At 71.3% G+C, this 18,586-nt stretch carries 19 protein-coding genes; 13 read left to right on the forward strand and 6 right to left on the reverse strand.

Annotation, left to right across the window (positions count from 1 at the left end):
* Positions 1–161: 161 nt before the first annotated feature.
* Positions 162–1,352, forward strand: coding sequence for a molecular chaperone DnaJ (dnaJ, locus tag JS521_RS03640; RefSeq protein ID WP_205081237.1), 1,191 nt, complete (start codon positions 162–164; stop codon positions 1,350–1,352).
* 1 nt (position 1,353) lies between these two features.
* Complete coding sequence (locus JS521_RS03645; protein WP_205081238.1) at positions 1,354–1,806, forward strand: heat shock protein transcriptional repressor HspR; 453 nt, start codon at positions 1,354–1,356, stop codon at positions 1,804–1,806.
* A gap of 114 nt (positions 1,807–1,920) precedes the next feature.
* Here JS521_RS03645 and JS521_RS03650 read toward each other — a convergent pair whose 3' ends face one another.
* From JS521_RS03650 to JS521_RS03665, 4 genes are all read right to left on the reverse strand, one after another.
* On the reverse strand, positions 1,921–2,445 hold the full coding sequence (locus tag JS521_RS03650; protein WP_205081239.1) for a hypothetical protein: 525 nt from the start codon (positions 2,443–2,445) through the stop codon (positions 1,921–1,923).
* A gap of 48 nt (positions 2,446–2,493) precedes the next feature.
* Positions 2,494–2,847: a PleD family two-component system response regulator gene (locus JS521_RS03655; RefSeq protein ID WP_205081240.1), complete on the reverse strand. Its 354-nt coding sequence runs from the start codon at positions 2,845–2,847 to the stop codon at positions 2,494–2,496.
* A 136-nt stretch (positions 2,848–2,983) separates the two neighbouring features.
* A complete protein-coding gene (locus JS521_RS03660) occupies positions 2,984–3,970 on the reverse strand; it encodes a helix-turn-helix transcriptional regulator (RefSeq protein WP_205081241.1) in 987 nt (328 codons plus the stop codon).
* A 172-nt stretch (positions 3,971–4,142) separates the two neighbouring features.
* Positions 4,143–5,153 carry a helix-turn-helix transcriptional regulator gene (locus tag JS521_RS03665; RefSeq protein ID WP_205081242.1) on the reverse strand — a complete coding sequence of 337 codons (1,011 nt, stop codon included), beginning with the start codon at positions 5,151–5,153 and terminating at the stop codon, positions 4,143–4,145.
* A 101-nt stretch (positions 5,154–5,254) separates the two neighbouring features.
* On the opposite strand from JS521_RS03665, the gene JS521_RS03670 reads away from it, so the two are divergent.
* Positions 5,255–5,494 carry a hypothetical protein gene (locus JS521_RS03670; RefSeq protein WP_239486749.1) on the forward strand — a complete coding sequence of 80 codons (240 nt, stop codon included), beginning with the start codon at positions 5,255–5,257 and terminating at the stop codon, positions 5,492–5,494.
* Positions 5,491–5,811 (forward strand): Rieske (2Fe-2S) protein, encoded by a 321-nt coding sequence (locus tag JS521_RS03675; protein ID WP_030588701.1) that lies wholly within the window; start codon positions 5,491–5,493, stop codon positions 5,809–5,811. The genes JS521_RS03670 and JS521_RS03675 overlap by 4 nt, the downstream gene beginning before the upstream one ends.
* Before the next feature lie 110 nt (positions 5,812–5,921).
* On the opposite strand, the gene JS521_RS03680 is transcribed toward JS521_RS03675, so the two are convergent.
* Positions 5,922–6,323, reverse strand: coding sequence for a pyridoxamine 5'-phosphate oxidase family protein (locus JS521_RS03680; RefSeq protein WP_205081244.1), 402 nt, complete (start codon positions 6,321–6,323; stop codon positions 5,922–5,924).
* Between the two features lie 161 nt (positions 6,324–6,484).
* On the opposite strand from JS521_RS03680, the gene clpB reads away from it, so the two are divergent.
* Both clpB and JS521_RS03690 read left to right on the forward strand, forming a co-directional pair.
* On the forward strand, positions 6,485–9,076 hold the full coding sequence (gene clpB / locus JS521_RS03685; protein WP_205081245.1) for an ATP-dependent chaperone ClpB: 2,592 nt from the start codon (positions 6,485–6,487) through the stop codon (positions 9,074–9,076).
* Positions 9,077–9,234: 158 nt separating this feature from the next.
* Positions 9,235–9,783 carry a type III secretion system chaperone family protein gene (locus JS521_RS03690; protein WP_205081246.1) on the forward strand — a complete coding sequence of 183 codons (549 nt, stop codon included), beginning with the start codon at positions 9,235–9,237 and terminating at the stop codon, positions 9,781–9,783.
* 78 nt (positions 9,784–9,861) lie between these two features.
* Here the strand turns inward: JS521_RS03690 and JS521_RS03695 are convergent, their stop codons facing one another.
* A complete protein-coding gene (locus JS521_RS03695; RefSeq protein WP_205081247.1) occupies positions 9,862–11,028 on the reverse strand; it encodes a pyridoxal phosphate-dependent aminotransferase in 1,167 nt (388 codons plus the stop codon).
* Positions 11,029–11,748: 720 nt separating this feature from the next.
* Here JS521_RS03695 and JS521_RS03700 point away from each other — a divergent pair.
* The 7 genes from JS521_RS03700 to JS521_RS03730 form a co-directional block, all read left to right on the forward strand.
* The gene (locus JS521_RS03700; protein WP_205081248.1) at positions 11,749–12,270 is read left to right on the forward strand and encodes a DUF2617 family protein; all 522 of its coding nucleotides are present in this window, start codon (positions 11,749–11,751) and stop codon (positions 12,268–12,270) included.
* 67 nt (positions 12,271–12,337) lie between these two features.
* Positions 12,338–13,936 (forward strand): polyamine aminopropyltransferase, encoded by a 1,599-nt coding sequence (locus JS521_RS03705; protein WP_205081249.1) that lies wholly within the window; start codon positions 12,338–12,340, stop codon positions 13,934–13,936.
* A 78-nt stretch (positions 13,937–14,014) separates the two neighbouring features.
* Positions 14,015–15,004, forward strand: coding sequence for an SRPBCC domain-containing protein (locus tag JS521_RS03710; RefSeq protein ID WP_205081250.1), 990 nt, complete (start codon positions 14,015–14,017; stop codon positions 15,002–15,004).
* 20 nt (positions 15,005–15,024) lie between these two features.
* Entirely contained in the window at positions 15,025–15,831 is an 807-nt protein-coding gene (locus tag JS521_RS03715; RefSeq protein ID WP_205081251.1) for an aldose epimerase family protein, read from the forward strand.
* A gap of 51 nt (positions 15,832–15,882) precedes the next feature.
* Positions 15,883–16,422, forward strand: coding sequence for an orotate phosphoribosyltransferase (pyrE, locus tag JS521_RS03720; RefSeq protein WP_205081252.1), 540 nt, complete (start codon positions 15,883–15,885; stop codon positions 16,420–16,422).
* 157 nt (positions 16,423–16,579) lie between these two features.
* On the forward strand, positions 16,580–17,611 hold the full coding sequence (gene fbaA, locus JS521_RS03725) for a class II fructose-bisphosphate aldolase (protein WP_205081253.1): 1,032 nt from the start codon (positions 16,580–16,582) through the stop codon (positions 17,609–17,611).
* A 92-nt stretch (positions 17,612–17,703) separates the two neighbouring features.
* Positions 17,704–18,586, forward strand: an 883-nt coding sequence (locus JS521_RS03730; RefSeq protein ID WP_205081254.1) for a MalY/PatB family protein, incomplete at its 3' end; no start/stop codon positions are given.

Consider the following 18,586-nt stretch of genomic DNA (forward strand, 5'->3'; position numbering starts at 1 on the left):
GCCGGTGTCCTCGTGGTCCCCCACCCTGCCGGCCCGCCCCCGCGCGCCGCGCTGGGGTCGGTGTGCGTGCATGTGCCCCGCGCCCCCCCCCCCCCCCCCCGGCCCGGGCGGCCGCCCCCGGGGCGGCCCCCTCGGCCGATCGTCCGGAAGGAGGGACGTCGATGAGCACGAAGGACTTCGTCGAGAAGGACTACTACAAGGTCCTCGGCGTCCCCAAGGACGCCACCGACGCCGAGGTCAAGAAGGCGTACCGGAAGCTCGCCCGCGAGTTCCACCCGGACGCCAACAAGAACGACGCCAAGGCGGAGGAGCGCTTCAAGGAGATCTCCGAGGCGAACGACGTCCTCGGTGACCCCAAGAAGCGCAAGGAGTACGACGAGGCGCGCGCCCTCTTCGGCAACGGCGGCTTCCGGGCCGGTCCCGGCGGTGCGGGCGGCAACTTCAACTTCGACCTGGGCGACCTCTTCGGCGGGGGCGCCCCGGGCGGCGGACAGGGCGGTGCGGGCGGCGGCTTCGGCGGCGGGGGCGGTCTCGGCGACGTCTTCGGCGGGCTGTTCAACCGCGGCGGCACCGGCACCCGGGTCCAGCCCAAGCGCGGCCAGGACATCGAGTCCGAGGTGACGCTCAGCTTCACCGAGGCGGTCGACGGGGCCACGGTCCCGCTGCGGATGTCCAGCCAGGCGCCCTGCAAGGCGTGTTCCGGCACCGGCGACAAGAACGGCACCCCCCGGGTCTGCCCGACCTGTGTCGGCACCGGCCAGGTCTCGCGCGGCAGCGGCGGCGGCTTCTCGCTCACCGACCCCTGTGTGGACTGCAAGGGCCGGGGCCTCATCGCCCAGGACCCCTGCGACATCTGCAAGGGCAGCGGCCGGGCGAAGTCGGCGCGCACCATGCAGGTGCGGATCCCGGCGGGCGTCTCCGACGGCCAGCGGATCCGGCTGCGCGGCAAGGGCGGTGCGGGCGAGCGCGGCGGTCCGGCCGGCGATCTGTACGTCATCGTCCACGTCGACGCCCACCCGGTCTTCGGCCGCAAGGGCGACAACCTCACGGTCACCGTGCCCGTCACGTATCCCGAGGCGACGCTCGGCGGCGACATCAAGGTCCCCACGCTCGGCGGCCCCCCGGTCACCCTGAAGCTCCCCGCCGGCACCCCCAACGGGCGTACGATGCGCGCCCGGGGCAAGGGCGCGGTGCGCAAGGACGGCACCCGCGGCGACCTGCTGGTCACCGTGGAGGTCGCGGTCCCCAGGGACCTGGGCCAGGAGGCCAGGGACGCCCTGGAGGCCTACCGGAAGGCGACCGCGGACGAGGACCCGCGGGCGGAACTGTTCCAGGCTGCGAAGGGAGCTTGAGATGGACGGCCGTCGACGCAATCCGTACCAGCTGACCGACGAGACCCCGGTGTACGTGATCTCGATCGCGGCCCAGCTCTCGGGCCTGCACCCGCAGACGCTGCGCCAGTACGACCGTCTCGGCCTGGTCTCCCCGGACCGTACGGCCGGGCGCGGCCGGCGCTACTCGGCCCGCGACATCGAGCTGCTGCGCACCGTGCAGCAGCTGTCGCAGGACGAGGGGATCAACCTCGCGGGCATCAAGCGGATCATCGAGCTGGAGAACCAGGTGACCGCGCTCCAGCAGCGCGTCGCCGAGCTCTCGGCGGCGGTGGACGGCGCGGCGGTCGCCATGCAGCAGCGTGAGGCCCAGGTCCACGCCTCGTACCGGCGGGACCTGGTGCCGTACCAGGACGTGCAGCAGACCAGCGCGTTGGTGGTCTGGCGGCCGAAGCCGAAGCGGCCGACGGAGTAGCGCCTTTCGCGCGAAGGGGCAGGGGCCGGGAGAGTGGCGGTTGAACGCTCTCCCGGCCCCTTTCGCGTGTCCTGGGCATGAGTGGGCCCCATGAGTGGGCCCCATGGGTGGGTCCTACGGCAGGAACTCGCTGAGCGTCTCGATCGCCATCATCCACATGGGCTGTCCGCCGGTGCCGAACGCGGCGGCCAGGGCGTAGCCGATCGCCGCGTCGGCCGGCTCGACGACGGCCCCGTCCCGCCACTCGGCGAGCACCCGCCGGTCTCCGGCCGAGGAGAAGTCCCCGATGCGCTTGCCGTTGCGGATCAGCCGGCTGCTCGGGATCGAGTCGGGCACGAGCCGGTAGGACGTACCCGCGTGGCGGACGTCGACCCGGTAGGAGCGGCGGCGGAGCTTCCCCTTGCCGGGCGCGATCGTCGCCTCTTGGCCGTCCACGGTGAGGGTGAGGTGCCGGCGGTCGCGCGTGCCGATGGGGATGTGGTCGTCGACCGTCGCGCCGGGGGCGCGGGTGAGGACGACGCGGGGTATCCGCTCGCCGCTCACGACGATCATCTCGCCGTGCTCACCGGTGAGTTCGACCAGGATGTCCCCGTGGTGGTCGTCCTCGACGGGAGTGGGAAGGGGGGTGGTGTCGGTCATCTGGGCTTCGTGGTCCTTCTGTCGTGCGGAGCGTGTTCGCCAGGTCGGTCAGGACTGACGTACGGGATTCTCGCAGGACGCGGGGGAGGGGAGCGATGCCCGGACCGTCCCGGCCACGAGCGCGACGGCGCGCACGAGTTGCCGCCCCGTCGCCCCGGCGAAGACGGCGAACGCCCGGTGGAGGGCCGACTCCCGGAGCACGTACAGCTGGTTGCGCAGCGGTTCGGCCCGCCCCGAGCGGGCGTCCAGCAGGATCACGTCCGGCCGGTGAGCGGCGACGCAGGGCAGCAGGAGGTCCGGGGAGTGCCAGGGCGCGACGGCTACCTGGCCGGTCGCCCGCAGCGTCGCCCGGATCATCCCGTGGAACGTCGCATCGTCGGTTGCCAGGACGGCCTGGATCACGGTTCCCCTCTGCGGACGACGGGCCGGTCCGGCCCGGCCACCCACGATGCCGTGCGGGCGACGGGGCGACCACCCTCAACTTGCTGCAGTGCACCATCAGGACCGGTCGCCCGCCCCTCCTTCGGTGGAGTGGCTGTCAGGAGTCGGGCGCGTCTGTTTCGGTCATGCCCGACCGGACGAGGAGTGCGCCGAGGTGGGTGCGGCTGGTGGCGCCGAGGGTCTGGGTGAGTTTGGCGATGTGGGCTCGGCAGGTGCGGACGCTGATGCCCATCTTGCGGGCGACGACGTCGTCGACGTGGCCCTCGACGAGGAGGCGGGCGATGCTGAGCTGGACGGCCGTGACGGGGGCGTCGGCGCCGGTCGTGGGGAGCTGCTGCTTGTACGGGGTGGCCTGGGCCCACAGGACTTCGTAGACCTGGACCAGGTAGCGGACGAGCGCGGGATGGCGGATCTCCAGGGCCACGGTGCGATCGGGAGTGGCGGGGACGTAGGCGACGGTCCGGTCGAAGATGATCAGCCGCTCGATCGTCTGCTCCATGGTGCGGACTTCGAGATGGCCGGGCGGCAGCTGGGCCAGGTACGAGGCGAACCCCGGGCTGTAGCGCACAGGGTGCTGGTAGAGGTGGCGCAAACGGCCGCCGGCCGCGATGACGGCCCGCGCGTTGTCCAGGCCCTGCTGGAGGTTGTCGACCATGCGGTTGCCCCCCGGCTGCGCGGTGAGCACTTCCTCCCGTGCGGTGGCGGAGGCGTTCCGCAGGGAGTCGATGATGAGGCCGCGGCCTTCGAGGACGGTGATGGCGAGGTTCGGGTCGTCGCTGGCCACCGCCGCCAGAGGGGCGAGTGAACTGCTCAGCGCGGCGGTGAGCCGGATGCGCTCGTCGATCTCGCGGGTGATGGGCCCCAGCAGGTGCGCCAGCGCCGCGGAGGGGGGCACGGGGCGCATCCAGGTGTCGTCGAGCGGGTCGGGGTGGAGGAGGGCCATCTCGATGAGGCAGGGGGCCGACAGGGTCTCGGCGCGGGCGATGCGGCCGTTGCGGAGCGCCGTCTCGTAGAGCTGGACCGCGGGCGGGCACAATTCTCTGTTCCCGTGCGCATGGGCCCGTTTCGCCCCCTCCGTATGCATTTTGAACCCCCCATTTTTTTGCAGTGCAACAAGATGACGGTGGTCAAAGCCTAAAGGGCGCGAAAGGCTCGGTGCATGGGGGAGTCGGGGCACTTCCTCGATGGTTCCGGGGCACGGGCCGCCCTCTCACCCTGGCGCGGCCGTGCCCCGGTGCGAGAGGGGGCTGCAAGGGTCAGGAGCTCTGGTCCAGGATTCCCGAACGGGCGATCAGATAGCCGAGTTGGGCGCGACTGCTGCTTCCCAGAGCGGCGGAGAGTTTGGCCACGTGTGCACGGCAGGTCCGGACGTTCATGCCGAGTCGGCGGGCGATGGAATCGTCGACGTGTCCCTCGACGAGCAGCTGGGCGATGGAACGCTGAACGCCACTGATTCCCTGCGGCATCGGGTCGTATTTGACCTCTTCGAGGAGCGGCGCCGCACGGGTCCAGAGTTGCTCGAAGACCTTCACCAGATATTCGACGAGGCCGGGGTGGCGCAGTTCGAGAGCGACTTGGCGGTCGTCCTGGGCGGGGATGAAGGCGACCGTGCGGTCGAAGACGATCAGGCGCTCTATGAGTTCCTCGAGCGTCCGGATCTCCACGTTGTCGTTGGCGATGCGCTCGGCGTAGGCCAGGGTGCTGGGGCTGTGGCGCACCGTGTGCTGGTAGAGGGTGCGGATGCGCACCCCGCGGTGGACGACGGACAGCCCGCGCTCCAGGGACTTGCTGAGCTGGTCCTCGTTCCGTCCGCCGCCCGGCTGGACGGTGAGCACCTCGGCCCGGCATTCCGTGGTCGCGAGGTCGAGGGCGGCGTTGATCCGGTTGACGCCCTCCAGCACGGTGATGGCGTGCGTCATCGGTGGGCCCTGGGCGCTGATGTCCATGAAAGGCTCGAAGGACTCGGTCAGTTCCACCGAATGCCGTCGGCGTTCCTGGATCTCGCGTTCTATGGGGTGCAGGTGCTGGGCCAGCGCCGCTGACGGCGGTACCGGCCGGAGCCAGCCCGGGTCGTCCGGGTCGGGATGGAGCAACGCGAATTCCATCAGGCACGGAGCGGGTGCCAGCTCGGATCGGGCGATGCGGCCGGACCGGAGCGCGGTGGCGTAAAGACGCCCCCCTGCTTCGCATAGTTCGGTGATCCCGTGAGGATGTGTCGTCTTTATGTGGCTTGTGGTCATATCTCCACCCCCCAGGTTCCTGAACATTCAGGAACATGATGCATCGACCCGGTGGTGTTCGCGTGCCCAGGTGGGACATCGTCTTAGGTGCGGGGGAGAAGAATCCACAAGTGAGGACGAAGCCGACTATGTACAAGCGAATGCTTCGCTCGGCGCTTGCCGCCTCGTTCGTCGCGGCCCTTGGACTCGGGCTGACGGGCGTCGGCGTCATGGGCGGCAGCGGCGAGCAGAAGGCTGTTCAGGCTGCAGCACCCAGTGACATCGGCTGGGCCGCGCCCGCCACGGTCCCGGGTGACATCGGCTGGGTCGCGCCCGCCGCGACCCCAGGCGACATCGGCTGGGTCGCTCCGGCCCGTACGGTCGCATGACCACCCCGCCGGACGACCGCACCTTCCGGCGCGAGATGGCAACCGCCTATCGCTCAGGGTGGCATTTCATCGATCTGCTCACGGCACTCCCCCGCCGTGGCGACTCGTTGATGGTCACCCTGTTCGGAGAGCCGATCGTCGTGGTGATGGAAGAGGACGAGGACGTCCGCGCCTATCGCTGCCTCCGCCGGCCCCGCGGCGCCCCGCAGCCGGTTCGCTGTGCCGTCAGGTACGGCATGATCTTCGTCAATCTCGATCAGCGCGACCACGAGCTGTTCGACGCAGAACCCCTTTCCGCCACCCCCCGCAGCGCCTGAGCGATTCCCCCGTCGTCACCTGTCGCTCCAGGCGCTTCCCCCACACAGCGGCGCCACCGTGACCTGAACACGGTGGCGCCGTTGTGCTGTCTCCGCGGCTCTGTGCGCGGTCAGGCCTTGCCGAGCGCCCGGTCGAGGGTGATCTCGATGACGACCCGGGTCGGGTTGATCCGCGGCGGACGGCCGTAGCGCTCCTCGTGGCGGGCCTCCGCGTCCTTGACGGTCTCCGGCTCGGTGCGGATGACCGCGCGGCCCTCCAGGGTCGCCCAGCGGGCCCGGTCGATCTGACAGACCGCCACGCGGGCCCCGCCGGGGCCCGCCGCGCGGATGTGGGCGACCTTGCGGCTGCCTCCGTCGGTGATCACCCGTGCCACCCCGGCCTCCGGGTCGTACGTCACACAGACCGGCACCACGTGCGGCGTGCCGTCCGGGCGGGGGGTCGTCAGCGTGGACAGGTGGCTCTCGCGCCAGAACGCGACGTATTCGGGGGAGGGGTTGTGTACGTCTGCCATGGGGGCAGCGTACGAGAGCCCGCGAACGAATCCGTCTCCGAGGCCCGGGGCGCGTGCGATCATTGCCTTGAGTGGAATAGACTCAACTTTGTGCACGTTGATTAAGTCAATGTGAGGCCTGGTACGCGCACGCCCCCAGCTGCGAGGAGGAGTAACCACACGTGGACGCCGAGCTGACCAACAAGAGCCGCGACGCCATCAACGCGGCCACCGACCGGGCCGTGAAGGACGGGCACCCGGACCTGACCCCGGCGCATCTGCTGCTCGCGCTGCTGGAGGGGCAGGACAACGAGAATGTGACCGACCTCCTCGCCGCCGTCGAGGCCGATCAGGCGCTCGTGCGCGGCGAGACCGAGCGGCTGCTCGGCGGGCTGCCCAGCGTCACCGGATCCACCGTCGCCCCGCCGCAGCCCAACCGCGAGATGCTCGCCGTCATCCAGGACGCCGCGCAGCGGGCCAAGGAGCTCGGCGACGACTACATCTCCACCGAGCACCTGCTCATCGGCGTCGCCGCGAAGGGCGGGCGCGCCGGTGAGATCCTCGACGGGCAGGGTGCCGGGGCGAAGAAGCTGCTGGCCGCATTCGAGACGAGCAGGGGAGGGCGCCGGGTGACCACACCCGACCCGGAGGGCCAGTACAAGGCCCTGGAGAAGTTCGGCACCGACTTCACGGCCGCCGCGCGCGAGGGCAAGCTGGATCCGGTCATCGGCCGCGACCAGGAGATCCGCCGCGTCGTGCAGGTGCTGTCGCGCCGGACGAAGAACAACCCCGTTCTCATCGGCGAGCCCGGCGTCGGCAAGACCGCCGTCGTCGAAGGGCTCGCCCAGCGCATCGTCAAGGGCGACGTCCCGGAGAGCCTCAAGGACAAGCGGCTCGTCTCGCTGGACCTCGGCGCGATGGTCGCGGGAGCCAAGTACCGCGGCGAGTTCGAGGAGCGGCTGAAGACCGTCCTCTCCGAGATCAAGGAGAGCGACGGCCGGATCATCACGTTCATCGACGAGCTGCACACCGTCGTCGGGGCCGGCGCGGGCGGCGACTCCGCCATGGACGCGGGCAACATGCTCAAGCCGATGCTGGCCCGCGGCGAGCTGCGCATGGTCGGCGCGACCACCCTCGACGAGTACCGCGAGCGCATCGAGAAGGACCCCGCCCTGGAGCGCCGCTTCCAGCAGGTGCTGGTCGCCGAGCCGTCCGTCGAGGACACCATCGCGATCCTGCGCGGTCTCAAGGGCCGTTACGAGGCCCACCACAAGGTGCAGATCGCGGACTCGGCGCTGGTGGCCGCCGCGACCCTCTCCGACCGCTACATCACCTCCCGGTTCCTGCCCGACAAGGCCATCGACCTGGTCGACGAGGCCGCGTCCCGGCTGCGGATGGAGATCGACTCCTCGCCGCTGGAGATCGACGAACTCCAGCGCTCCGTCGACCGGTTGCGCATGGAGGAGCTGGCGCTGAAGAACGAGAGCGACCCCGCCTCCAAGCAGCGCCTGGAGAAGCTGCGCCGCGACCTCGCCGACAAGGAGGAGGAGCTGCGCGGCCTCAACGCCCGCTGGGAGAAGGAGAAGCAGGGCCTCAACCGGGTCGGTGAGCTCAAGGAGCGCCTCGACGAGCTGCGCGGCCAGGCCGAACGCGCGCAGCGCGACGGCGACTTCGACGCCGCCTCCAAGCTGCTGTACGGGGAGATCCCGGGGCTGGAGAGGGAGTTGGAGGAGGCCGCGGAAGCGGAGCAGGAGGCGTCCAAGGACAAGGACACCATGGTCAAGGAGGAGGTCGGCCCTGACGACATCGCGGACGTCGTCGGTGCCTGGACCGGTATCCCGGCCGGGCGGCTGCTGGAAGGTGAGACCCAGAAGCTGCTGCGGATGGAGAGTGAACTCGGCAAGCGGCTGATCGGGCAGACCGAGGCCGTGCAGGCCGTCTCCGACGCCGTACGCCGGACCAGGGCCGGGATCGCCGACCCCGACCGGCCCACCGGGTCCTTCCTCTTCCTCGGGCCCACCGGCGTCGGCAAGACCGAACTGGCCAAGGCGCTCGCCGACTTCCTCTTCGACGACGAGCGGGCCATGATCCGCATCGACATGAGCGAATACGGCGAGAAGCACAGCGTCGCCCGGCTTGTCGGCGCCCCGCCCGGTTACGTCGGGTACGAGGAGGGCGGCCAGCTCACCGAGGCCGTCCGCCGCCGCCCGTACAGCGTCGTGCTCCTGGACGAGGTCGAGAAGGCCCACCCCGAGGTCTTCGACATCCTGCTCCAGGTCCTCGACGACGGCCGGCTCACCGACGGCCAGGGCCGCACGGTCGACTTCCGCAACACCATCCTCATCCTCACCTCCAACCTCGGCAGCCAGTTCCTCATGGACCCCCTGGTCAAGCCCGAGGTGAAGAAGCAGCAGGTGCTGGACGTGGTGCGGGCCTCCTTCAAGCCGGAGTTCATCAACCGGCTCGACGACCTGGTCGTCTTCTCGGCGCTCTCCGGCGACGAGCTGGCCCACATCGCGGGCCTCCAGATCGACCGGCTGGCGAAGCGCCTGGCGGACCGGCGGCTCACTCTGGACGTCACCCCCGAGGCGCTGGCCTGGCTCGCCCAGGAGGGCAACGACCCGGCCTACGGGGCGCGGCCGCTGCGCCGGCTCATCCAGACGGCGATCGGCGACCGGCTCGCCAAGGAGATCCTGTCCGGCGAGGTCCGCGACGGTGACACCGTACGGGTGGACCGGGCCGAGGACGGGCTGGTCGTCGGCCCCGCCTCGTAACCACCGGTCACGGAGCGTCGCACGCTGTGAGCGAACGCCCGGTGAGCCCCGTCTCCACCCGCTGTCTGTCAGCTTGTGGCTGATCGGGGCCGCCGGGGCTTGCCATGCCCCGCCCGCCATGGGAGAGGATGGCCGCAACCGCACGAAGGGAAATAACGGTGAGCATCGATCCGTCCTCGATTCCTAATTTCGGGGGCCAGCCCGAACCGCAGGCGGCAGGACCGGAGGGCCCCGTCGTCCCTGACCAGGACCTCGTCAAGCAGCTCCTCGACCAGATGGAGCTGAAGTACGTCGTCGACGACGAGGGCGACCTCGCGGCGCCGTGGGAAGAGTTCCGGACGTACTTCATGTTCCGCGGTGAGGCGGAGCAGCAGGTCTTCTCGGTCCGTACGTTCTACGACCGCCCGCACGACGCGGACCAGCGTCCCGTCCTGCTGGACGCCATCGACGACTGGAACCGCCGCACCCTGTGGCCCAAGGTCTACACCCACGCCCACGAGGGCGAGGAGGGCGAGGCGGGTTCCGTCCGGCTGATCGGTGAGGCGCAGATGCTCATCGGCACCGGCGTCAGCCTGGAGCACTTCGTCTCCTCGACGGTGAGCTGGGTGCGCGCCTCGATCGAGTTCGACAAGTGGCTCATCGAGCGCCTCGGCATCCAGCCCGCCGAGGGCAAGTCGGAGGACGGCGAGGAGCCCGCGGGCGCCTAGCCCCCCGAAGCATCGGGAACGGCCCGGGCAGCGGTCATCGCGACCGCCGCCGGGCCCGTTCCCGTACCTCTGGGGGGATCACTCCAGCCGGGCCAGCCGTTCCACCGCTTCCTCCAGCACCTCGTCCTTCTTGCAGAACGTGAACCGGACCTGGCTGCGGCCCGCCTCCGGGTCGTCGTAGAAGACCGAGACCGGCACCGCCGCCACCCCGCAGCGCTCCGGCAGCGCGCGGCAGAACGCGTACGCGTCCTCGTCGCCGAACGGGGAGATGTCGGTGGTGATGAAGTACGTCCCCTCCGGCTCGTACACCTGGAAGCCCGCCGCGCGCAGGCCCTTCGCCAGCAGGTTCCGCTTGCGGTGCATGTCCGCACGGAAGCCGGTGAAGAACGCGTCCGGGAGGGCCAGCGCCTCGGCGATCGCGTACTGGAACGGGCCTCCGCTCACGAAGGTCAGATACTGCTTCGCCGCCCGAACCGCCGCCACCAGCGGCGCGTCCCCGGTGACCCAGCCGATCTTCCAGCCGGTGTACGAGAACGTCTTCCCCGACGAGGAGATGGACACCGTGCGCTCGCGCATCCCGGGGAGCGCGGCGATCGGGTGGTGCGCCCCGGTGAAGACCAGGTGCTCGTACACCTCGTCGGTCACCACCAGGAGGTCGTGCTCCACCGCGAGGGCCGCGATCCCGGACAGTTCGTCGGGGGTGAGGACCGTGCCGGTCGGGTTGTGCGGGGTGTTGAGAAGCAGGAGGCGGGTGCGCGGGGTGATCAGGGTGCGCAGTTCGTCGAGGTCCGGGCGGAAGTCCGGGGCGCGCAGGGTGAGCGGTACGCGCTTGGCGCCCGCCATGGCGATGCAGGCGGCGTACGAGTCGTAGTACGGCTCGAACGCGATGACCTCGTCGTCCGGTTCGAGGAGGGCGAGCAGGCATGCGGCGATGGCCTCGGTGGCCCCGGTGGTCACCAGGACCTCCGTCTCCGGGGACCAGGTCAGGCCGTAGAAGCGCTCCTGGTGGGCGGCGACGGCGTTGCGCAGCTCCGGGACGCCGGGGCCCGGCGGGTACTGGTTGCCGTGGCCGGCGCGCAGCGCCCGGACCGCCGCCTCCCGGATCTCCTCGGGCCCGTCGGTGTCGGGGAAGCCCTGGCCGAGGTTGATGGAGCCGGTCCGCACGGCCAGCGCCGACATCTCGGCGAAGATCGTCGTGCCGAACGCGGCGAGGCGGCGGTTGAGCAGCGGTCGTCCCTGTGTCATGGGCGCCATCCTGGGCCGAAGCTCTGGAGTTGCTCAAGTCCGCTTTGGCGCGCGACGGCCTGGGGAATCCCCCTGTCACACAACAACGGGGAAGCGACGGGGGACCTCGCTTCGGGGGCCAGGAAGGCGGGTGAGCGCATGGAGATCGTCTTGACGGTGCTGTTGCTGGGGGCGCCGGTGGCGGGCGTCGTCTGGCTCGTGTGGGGGATGGTGCGCGACAGCCGCCGGGATGCCGGCCGGGGAGGAGGCACGCCTCCTTACAGCGGTGGAGGCACGCGGTCTTCCGGCAGCGGAGGCACGCGGTCTTCGGGCGGGAGCCGGCGCTCCGGCCGGAGCCGGGGCTCCGGCGGGAGCCGGAGCTCCGGAGGGTATTCGTGCAGCGGTGGGGGCGGCGGTGACTGACCCGGCCGCCGAGGGTCACCGACAGTGACCTGACGCCGGGCGCCTGGAGGGTGAACTCCCTCCGGGCGCCTTTTCGTTGAGCGACGCGGACGTTTTCGTTTGAACAATTGAACCGTGGGGCCCCCGAGGGGATGGAAACCACGGCAAGTTGGGCGAAAACGCTGTGAGTGCGGCGTACTTCGTGATTCCCTCGTCGAAGAGAACATTCAGCCCTCGGACCCCAGTTGGACCAGATCGGGCGCCCCTCACCTCCCACGCGCAGTCACGCAGGGGGCGTTCTGCTGTCCCGGTGTCCATGTGTGTTTGCGGAGCCCACCCATGCTCACCACCCTCCAGACGGCCTATTCCGATACCCGCGCCGCCGACCTGGCCTGGATGCTGGGGCGGGAGCCGCTGCCCGCCCTCGCGGTCCTCGACCTCCGGCTCGACGGCGCCGAAATCCAGTTGAGGCTGCTCGGCGCCTCCCACCAGGTCCTCCTCCGGGAGGACCGCGAGGTCTGCTCCGAGACCGTGGCCTGTATGCCCGGCAGCAGCACCCCCCTGCCCCTCGGCGTCTCGAAGCGGCTCGGGGACCGGGAGTACGAATTCGCCGCGCGCGTCGAGATCCTGACCCAGGGGCAGTTCGCCGGGCGTGCGCAGGAACTGCTCGCCCTGGTGAGCGACCACCCGCACGGTCTGGTGGGCACCTTCCCCGGCAGCCCGTACGCCTTCACCGCGATGCTCGCCCAGCGCACCGAGGGCCAGGTGCGGTGGCGCACCTGGCACGCGTACCCGCAGGAAGGGCAGTTGGTGGTCACCCGGACCCGGGTGGGTGTGCGGATTCCCGCACCCGCGGCCTAGTTGGCAGGGGCACTTACACCCGTGTGGGTGACAAGGCGCGACCGAGTCGTGACGTAGCGTTCCCATCATGATCGACCAGCAGATGTCGCTGCGAGGGGGCGCAGCGCGGCTCCCCGTACGGCCGAGGACCGGCCGGTTCCTGGTGCTGGCCGCGGTCTTCGTCTGCGCCGCCTGCGGTCTCGTCTACGAGCTGGAACTGGTCGCGCTCGCCTCGTATCTGATCGGCGATTCGGTCACCCAGGCCTCCGTCGTGCTCTCCGTCATGGTGTTCGCGATGGGCATCGGCTCGCTCCTCGCGAAACGTTTGCGCTGCCATGCCGCCGTCGGTTTCGGGATGATCGAGGCGGCCCTCGCGCTGATCGGCGGCTCCTCGGCGCTGGTGCTCTACGCCTCGTTCGCCTGGCTCGGCGAGTCGCAGTACGCCCTGGTCGGGTTCTCGCTGGCGATCGGGGTGCTGATCGGCGCGGAGATCCCGCTGCTGATGACACTGATCCAGCGCGTCGACCGGCAGGACGCGGGTGGGGCCGTCGCCGACCTCTTCGCCGCCGACTACGTGGGCGCGCTGGTCGGCGGGCTCGCGTTCCCCTTTCTGCTGCTGCCGATGCTGGGGCAGTTGACCGGTGCGCTGTTCACCGGCGCGGTCAACGCGGCGGCGGGCGGCGCGCTGGTGCTGTGGGTGTTCCGGCGCGACCTCAGCACCCGTTCCCGCTGGCTCCTGATCCTGGTCAACGGCTCGGTGATCGCGGTGCTGGCCACCGCCACGGTCCTGGTCGACGACTTCGAGCGGGCGGCGCGGCGGGCGGTGTACGGGGACCAGGTGCGGGTCGCCGTGCAGACCGGGGTGCAGGAGGTGGTGGTGACCGGCACCGACCGGGACTCCCTCGGCCTCTATCTGGACGGCCGGCTGCGGGTCAGCGCCCGCGACGAGTACCGCTACCACGAGGCGCTGGTGCACCCCGCGATGAACGGGCCCCGCGCCCGCGTGCTCATCCTGGGCGGCGGCGACGGGCTCGCCGCCCGCGAGGTGCTGCGTTACGAGGACGTCCGCGCCGTCACCGTCGTCGAGCTGGACCCCGCCGTCACCCGACTGGCCCGCACCGACCCCGCCCTCTCCGAGCTGAACGGCCACGCCCTGCGCGACCCCCGTCTCACGGTGGTCGGGGCGGACGCGTTCCCCTGGCTCCGGTCCGACCGGGGCCGGTACGACGTGGTGATCTCCGACCTCCCGGACCCGGGCATCACCGCCAGTACGAAGCTCTATTCGGCCGAGTTCTACGGGCTGGTGGCGGAAGCCCTGGCCCCGGACGGGCGGCTCGTGGTGCACGCCGGACCGCTGGGGGCCCGTCCGCAGACCTTCTGGACAGTGGAGGCCTCGGTGCGCGCGGGAGGCCTCACGACCCGCCCGTACCGCGTCACCGGCCGGTACGCGGGCTTCGCCGCGAGCCCGGACCGGGGTGGCGGTGACGCACGGGAGCGGGAGGACTGGGGCTTCCTCCTCGCCGGACCGGGCCCGGTGCCGCAGCCCGCGCTGGCCGCCGAGGGGCCCGTACCGCGGTCGCTGGGCGGCCGGGAGCTGCGCGAGGGGGCGCGGGCGGCGGCCGAGGCGCGGCTGCCGGGGCTGATCCCGTCGACGCTGATCCACCCGCGGTACTGGGAGGACGCGTGAGCGGGGACGGTGGGCGGCCCTCGGCATCGGCTGCCGAAGCGCTGACGTTCGGGCCGTGGCCGATTAGGCTCGGTTGCCATGGAGCATGAGGTGTTCGTTCCGGTTCCCGTCCCTACCCTGCTGCGCACGCTGGGCGATCCCGCCCGGGTCGCCCGCTGCGTCCCCGGCCTGCAGCAGGACGCCGACGCGTCGGCGTCGCCCCTGGCGGGCCGGCTGAAGCTGCGGGCCGGCGGCCACACCATCACGTACCGGGGCGAGCTGCGGCTCACCGGCCCGGAGGGCGGCCGGTTCTCCGTCACCGGGAAGGGCGTGGAGGCCCGGGGCGCCGGTGCGGTCGAGCTGGCCCTGACCATCGGCCTCACGGAGTCGGACGGCGGGACGACGCTCGCCTACAGCGGTACGGCCGAAGGGGACGGGCGGCTGGTCGAGCTGGAGGAGGGCGCGGCACTCGCGGCCGCCCACCGGCTCCTGGACCGCTTCACCCAGCAGCTGGTGACGGAGTCCCTGGCGGTACGGGAGGAGGACGCGGGGGAGGACGTCGGCGGTGACGAGGACGGCGCGGTGGTCGCGGAAGGGCTTGCGGGCGACGAGGAGGCACCCGGGTCCGGCGAGGCGGTCGGGACCGGCGAGGCGGTCGGGACCGGCGAGGGCGTCGTCGCCGGTGCGGGCGGCGAGGGCTCCGAGGAGCTGTCCACCGACGCGCGGGCCGACGCCGATGCGGGCGGTGACGCGGATGCCGATGCCGGCGACGACGCCGATGTGGATGACGACGACCCCGCGTCCGTGTTCGACTCGCCCGTGCCGCCGCCCACGCTCGACCCCGTCGCCGGGGTGGAGTTCACCGTTCCGGACGAACCGCCCGCCGAGGCCGCGCACGCCCGCCGCACCATGATCGGCCGCAGCGCCGAGGAGGTCGACCACGCGCCCCCGCGCGGCCGCTACGCCCCCATGCCCTCGCCGGAGGCGGGCGGTGCGAGCACCACCCTGCGGTGGGTCGCCCCCGCCGCCGCCCTCGCGCTCGCCTCCGCCGTGGTGCTGGGCCGGGCGTTGCGGCGCCGGAGGCCGTGAGTCGCCAGTAGGGTCGTCGGGTGAGCAGGAGCGAAGAGAACGTCAGGCTGACCGTCGGCGACGCCGAGTTGACCGTCGACCCCGTGCACGGCTGCCGGATCAGCAGCCTGCGGATCGGGTCCACCGAACTGCTCCGCCAAGGCGAGCGGTACGGCTGCTTCCCGATGGTGCCCTGGTGCGGGCGTACGGGGTACGGGCAGTTCCGCAACGGCGACGAGCTCCACGAGCTGCCGCCCAACTCCCCGCCGCACGCCATCCACGGCACCGGCCGGGACACCTCCTGGCGCACCGCCCACACGGCCGCCGACATCGCCGAGGGCCGGGCGGCCTTCTACTACGACCTCGCCGAGCCCTGGCCGTACGAGGGCCGGGTGACACAGACCTTCGAGCTGACCGCGGACACGCTGACGCTCGGCCTCGCCGTCGAGACGTACGGCGACTCCTTCCCGGCCCAGGCCGGCTGGCACCCGTGGTTCCACCGCACCCTGGACGGCCGGGACGCCGAGCTGTCCTTCGACGCCGCCTGGCAGGAGGAGCGGGGCGAGGACCATCTGCCGACCGGCAACCGCATCGACCCGCTGCCCGGCCCGTGGGACGACTGCTTCGGCATGCCCGACGGCGTCGACGTGAAGCTCACCTGGCCGGAGCGGCTGGAGCTGACGGTGAAGAGCCGCAGCGAATGGGTCGTGATCTACGACGAGCAGGACGAGGCCGTCTGCGTGGAGCCGCAGTCCGGCCCGCCGAACGGCCTGAACACCGCACCCCGGCTCGTGACCCCGATCGACCCGCTGGAGATGGCGACGACCTGGAGCTGGACGCGGCTCTGAGGCGGTGCCCGGCCGTGGGCCGCCCCGGCCGTACCGCTTACCCTCGTGCACATGACTGACGTACGCGCTGACCTGCTCCAGCAGATCAAGGACAAGGCCGTGGTGCACGGCAAGGTGACCCTCTCCTCGGGGCTGGAAGCCGACTGGTACATCGACCTGCGCCGGGTCACGCTGGACGGCAAGGCCGCGCCGCTGGTCGGGCAGGTCATGCTCGACGCCACCGCCGAGCTGGACTACGACTGCGTCGGCGGGCTGACGCTCGGGGCCGACCCGGTCGCCACCTCGATGCTGCATGCCTCCGCCGCGCGTGGTAAGAGCCTGGACGCGTTCGTCGTCCGCAAGGCGCAGAAGGCGCACGGTATGCAGCGCCGGATCGAGGGCACCGACGTGAAGGGCCGCCGCTGCCTGGTCGTCGAGGACACCTCGACCACGGGCGGCTCGCCGCTGACCGCTGTCGAGGCGGTGCGCGAGGCGGGTGGCGAGGTCGTCGCCGTCGCCGTGATCGTCGAGCGCGGGGCCGCCCCGGCGATCGCCGAGGCCGGGCTGCCGTACGTCCATGTCTACTCGGTGGCCGATCTCGACCTGGGCTGAGCAGCCGCCGGGCGCCCCGGGCCGCCCGGTTTCACGTGAAACCGGGTCCGCCGGGTGGAGCCGGATGAGGAGTCTGGGAAGATGGGGGCGACGATGACGTCGCCCCCAGGTCAGGGACTCACAGCCTGCACACCCGCACATCCCAAGGAGCGGTCAGATGCCCATCGCAACCCCCGAGGCTTACGCCGAGATGCTCGACCGGGCAAAGGCGGGCAAGTTCGCCTACCCGGCCATCAACGTGACCTCGTCCCAGACCCTGCACGCCGCCCTGCGCGGCTTCGCGGAGGCCGAGAGCGACGGCATCGTCCAGATCTCCACCGGTGGTGCGGAGTTCCTGGGCGGCCAGTACAACAAGGACATGGTCACGGGCGCGGTCGCCCTGGCCGAGTTCGCGCACATCGTCGCGGCGAAGTACGACGTCACCATCGCGCTGCACACCGACCACTGCCCCAAGGACAAGCTGGACGGGTACGTACGTCCGCTGCTCGACGTCTCCGCCGAGCGCGTCGCCAAGGGTCTGAACCCGCTGTTCCAGTCGCACATGTGGGACGGCTCGGCCGAGACCCTCGCCGACAACCTGGCCATCGCCCAGGAGCTGCTGGCCAAGGCCGCCGCCGCCAAGATCATCCTTGAGGTCGAGATCACCCCGACCGGCGGTGAGGAGGACGGCGTCACGCACGAGATCAACGACGAGCTGTACACGACCGTCGACGACGCGCTGCGCACCGCCGAGGCGCTCGGCCTGGGCGAGAAGGGCCGCTACCTGCTGGCCGCCTCCTTCGGCAACGTCCACGGCGTCTACAAGCCGGGCAACGTCGTGCTCCGCCCGGAGCTGCTGAAGGACCTCCAGTCGGGCGTCGCCGAGAAGTACGGCAAGCCGGCCGGCAGCCAGCCGTTCGACTTCGTCTTCCACGGCGGCTCGGGCTCCACCGCCGAGGAGATCGCCACCGCGCTGGAGAACGGCGTCGTGAAGATGAACCTCGACACCGACACCCAGTACGCCTTCACCCGCCCGGTCGCGGACCACATGTTCCGCAACTACGACGGTGTCCTGAAGGTCGACGGCGAGGTCGGCAACAAGAAGACCTACGACCCCCGCACCTGGGGCAAGCTCGCCGAGGGCGGCATGGCCGCGCGGGTCACCGAGGCCTGCGGGAACCTGCGTTCCACGGGTACGAAGCTGAAGTAACCAACCGTCCGCACGGACGTACGGTGTCGGGCCCGGTCCTCCTTCGGGGGGCGGGCCCCGTCGCTGTGCCGGGAGAGAGAAGAGGATCTGCTGTGGGCGCGCCCTACGATTTCGATACCGCCGTCGACCGCCGGGGCACCTGGTCGGTCCAGTGGGACGGGGTCGCCGACCGGTTCGGGGTCGACGGCCTGCTGCCGTTCACCATCTCCGACATGGACTTCACCACGGCCCCCGAGGTGCTCGCCGCGCTGCGGGACCGGTTGGAGCACGGCGTCTTCGGCTACACCACCTGGCAGCAGGACGACTTCCGCTCGGCGATCGCCCACTGGTACGCCACCCGGTACGGCGCCGAGGTCGACACCGGGCAGCTGGTCTACGGGCCGTCCGTGCTCAGCCAGCTCTCCCAGCTTCTCCAGATGTGGACGGGGGAGGGGGACGGCGTCGTCGTCCATACCCCCACGTACGACGGTTTCCGCAAGGCGATCACCGGGCTCGGGCGGGAGCTGCGCGGGGTACCGGTGGGGGACGAGGAGGCGCTGGAGCGGGAGCTGTCGCGGGCGGACGCGAAGGTGCTGGTGGTGTGTTCGCCCCACAATCCGACGGGCCGGGTGTGGACGGCCGAGGAGCTGGCCCGGACGGCCGTGCTGGCCGAGCGGTACGGGGTCGCTGTGATCAGCGACGAGATCCACGCGGACTTCGTGCACGAGGGGGGCGTGGGGCGCGTCCACGTGCCCTGGACGCGGGTTGCGGGCGGCGGCCGCTGGGCGCTTGTCACCTCCGGGTCGAAGGCGTTCAACTTTCCCGCGCTGACCGGGTCGTACGGGTTCATCGGGGACGCGGGGGACCGGGCGGAGTTCCTGCGGCGGATGGAGACGGCGGAGGGGCTGGCGTCGCCCGCCGTGCTGTCGCTGACCGCGCACATCGCGGCGTACCGGGAGGGGGCGGGGTGGCTGGACGCGGTGCGGGCGTATGTGG

The organism is Streptomyces durocortorensis (assembly GCF_016901035.1).
Taxonomy (GTDB): domain Bacteria; phylum Actinomycetota; class Actinomycetes; order Streptomycetales; family Streptomycetaceae; genus Streptomyces; species Streptomyces durocortorensis.

Coding starts and splice junctions, on each gene's coding strand:
- JS521_RS03710 (WP_205081250.1), top strand. CDS start 14,015: ATGGAGCATGAGGTGTTCGTTCCGGTTCCCGTCCCTACCCTGCTGCGC.
- JS521_RS03645 (WP_205081238.1), top strand. CDS start 1,354: ATGGACGGCCGTCGACGCAATCCGTACCAGCTGACCGACGAGACCCCG.
- JS521_RS03660 (WP_205081241.1), bottom strand. CDS start 3,970: ATGCATACGGAGGGGGCGAAACGGGCCCATGCGCACGGGAACAGAGAA.
- JS521_RS03650 (WP_205081239.1), bottom strand. CDS start 2,445: ATGACCGACACCACCCCCCTTCCCACTCCCGTCGAGGACGACCACCAC.
- JS521_RS03680 (WP_205081244.1), bottom strand. CDS start 6,323: ATGGCAGACGTACACAACCCCTCCCCCGAATACGTCGCGTTCTGGCGC.
- JS521_RS03665 (WP_205081242.1), bottom strand. CDS start 5,153: ATGTTCAGGAACCTGGGGGGTGGAGATATGACCACAAGCCACATAAAG.
- pyrE (WP_205081252.1), top strand. CDS start 15,883: ATGACTGACGTACGCGCTGACCTGCTCCAGCAGATCAAGGACAAGGCC.
- JS521_RS03705 (WP_205081249.1), top strand. CDS start 12,338: ATGATCGACCAGCAGATGTCGCTGCGAGGGGGCGCAGCGCGGCTCCCC.
- JS521_RS03675 (WP_030588701.1), top strand. CDS start 5,491: ATGACCACCCCGCCGGACGACCGCACCTTCCGGCGCGAGATGGCAACC.
- JS521_RS03670 (WP_239486749.1), top strand. CDS start 5,255: ATGTACAAGCGAATGCTTCGCTCGGCGCTTGCCGCCTCGTTCGTCGCG.
- dnaJ (WP_205081237.1), top strand. CDS start 162: ATGAGCACGAAGGACTTCGTCGAGAAGGACTACTACAAGGTCCTCGGC.
- fbaA (WP_205081253.1), top strand. CDS start 16,580: ATGCCCATCGCAACCCCCGAGGCTTACGCCGAGATGCTCGACCGGGCA.
- JS521_RS03700 (WP_205081248.1), top strand. CDS start 11,749: ATGCTCACCACCCTCCAGACGGCCTATTCCGATACCCGCGCCGCCGAC.
- JS521_RS03695 (WP_205081247.1), bottom strand. CDS start 11,028: ATGACACAGGGACGACCGCTGCTCAACCGCCGCCTCGCCGCGTTCGGC.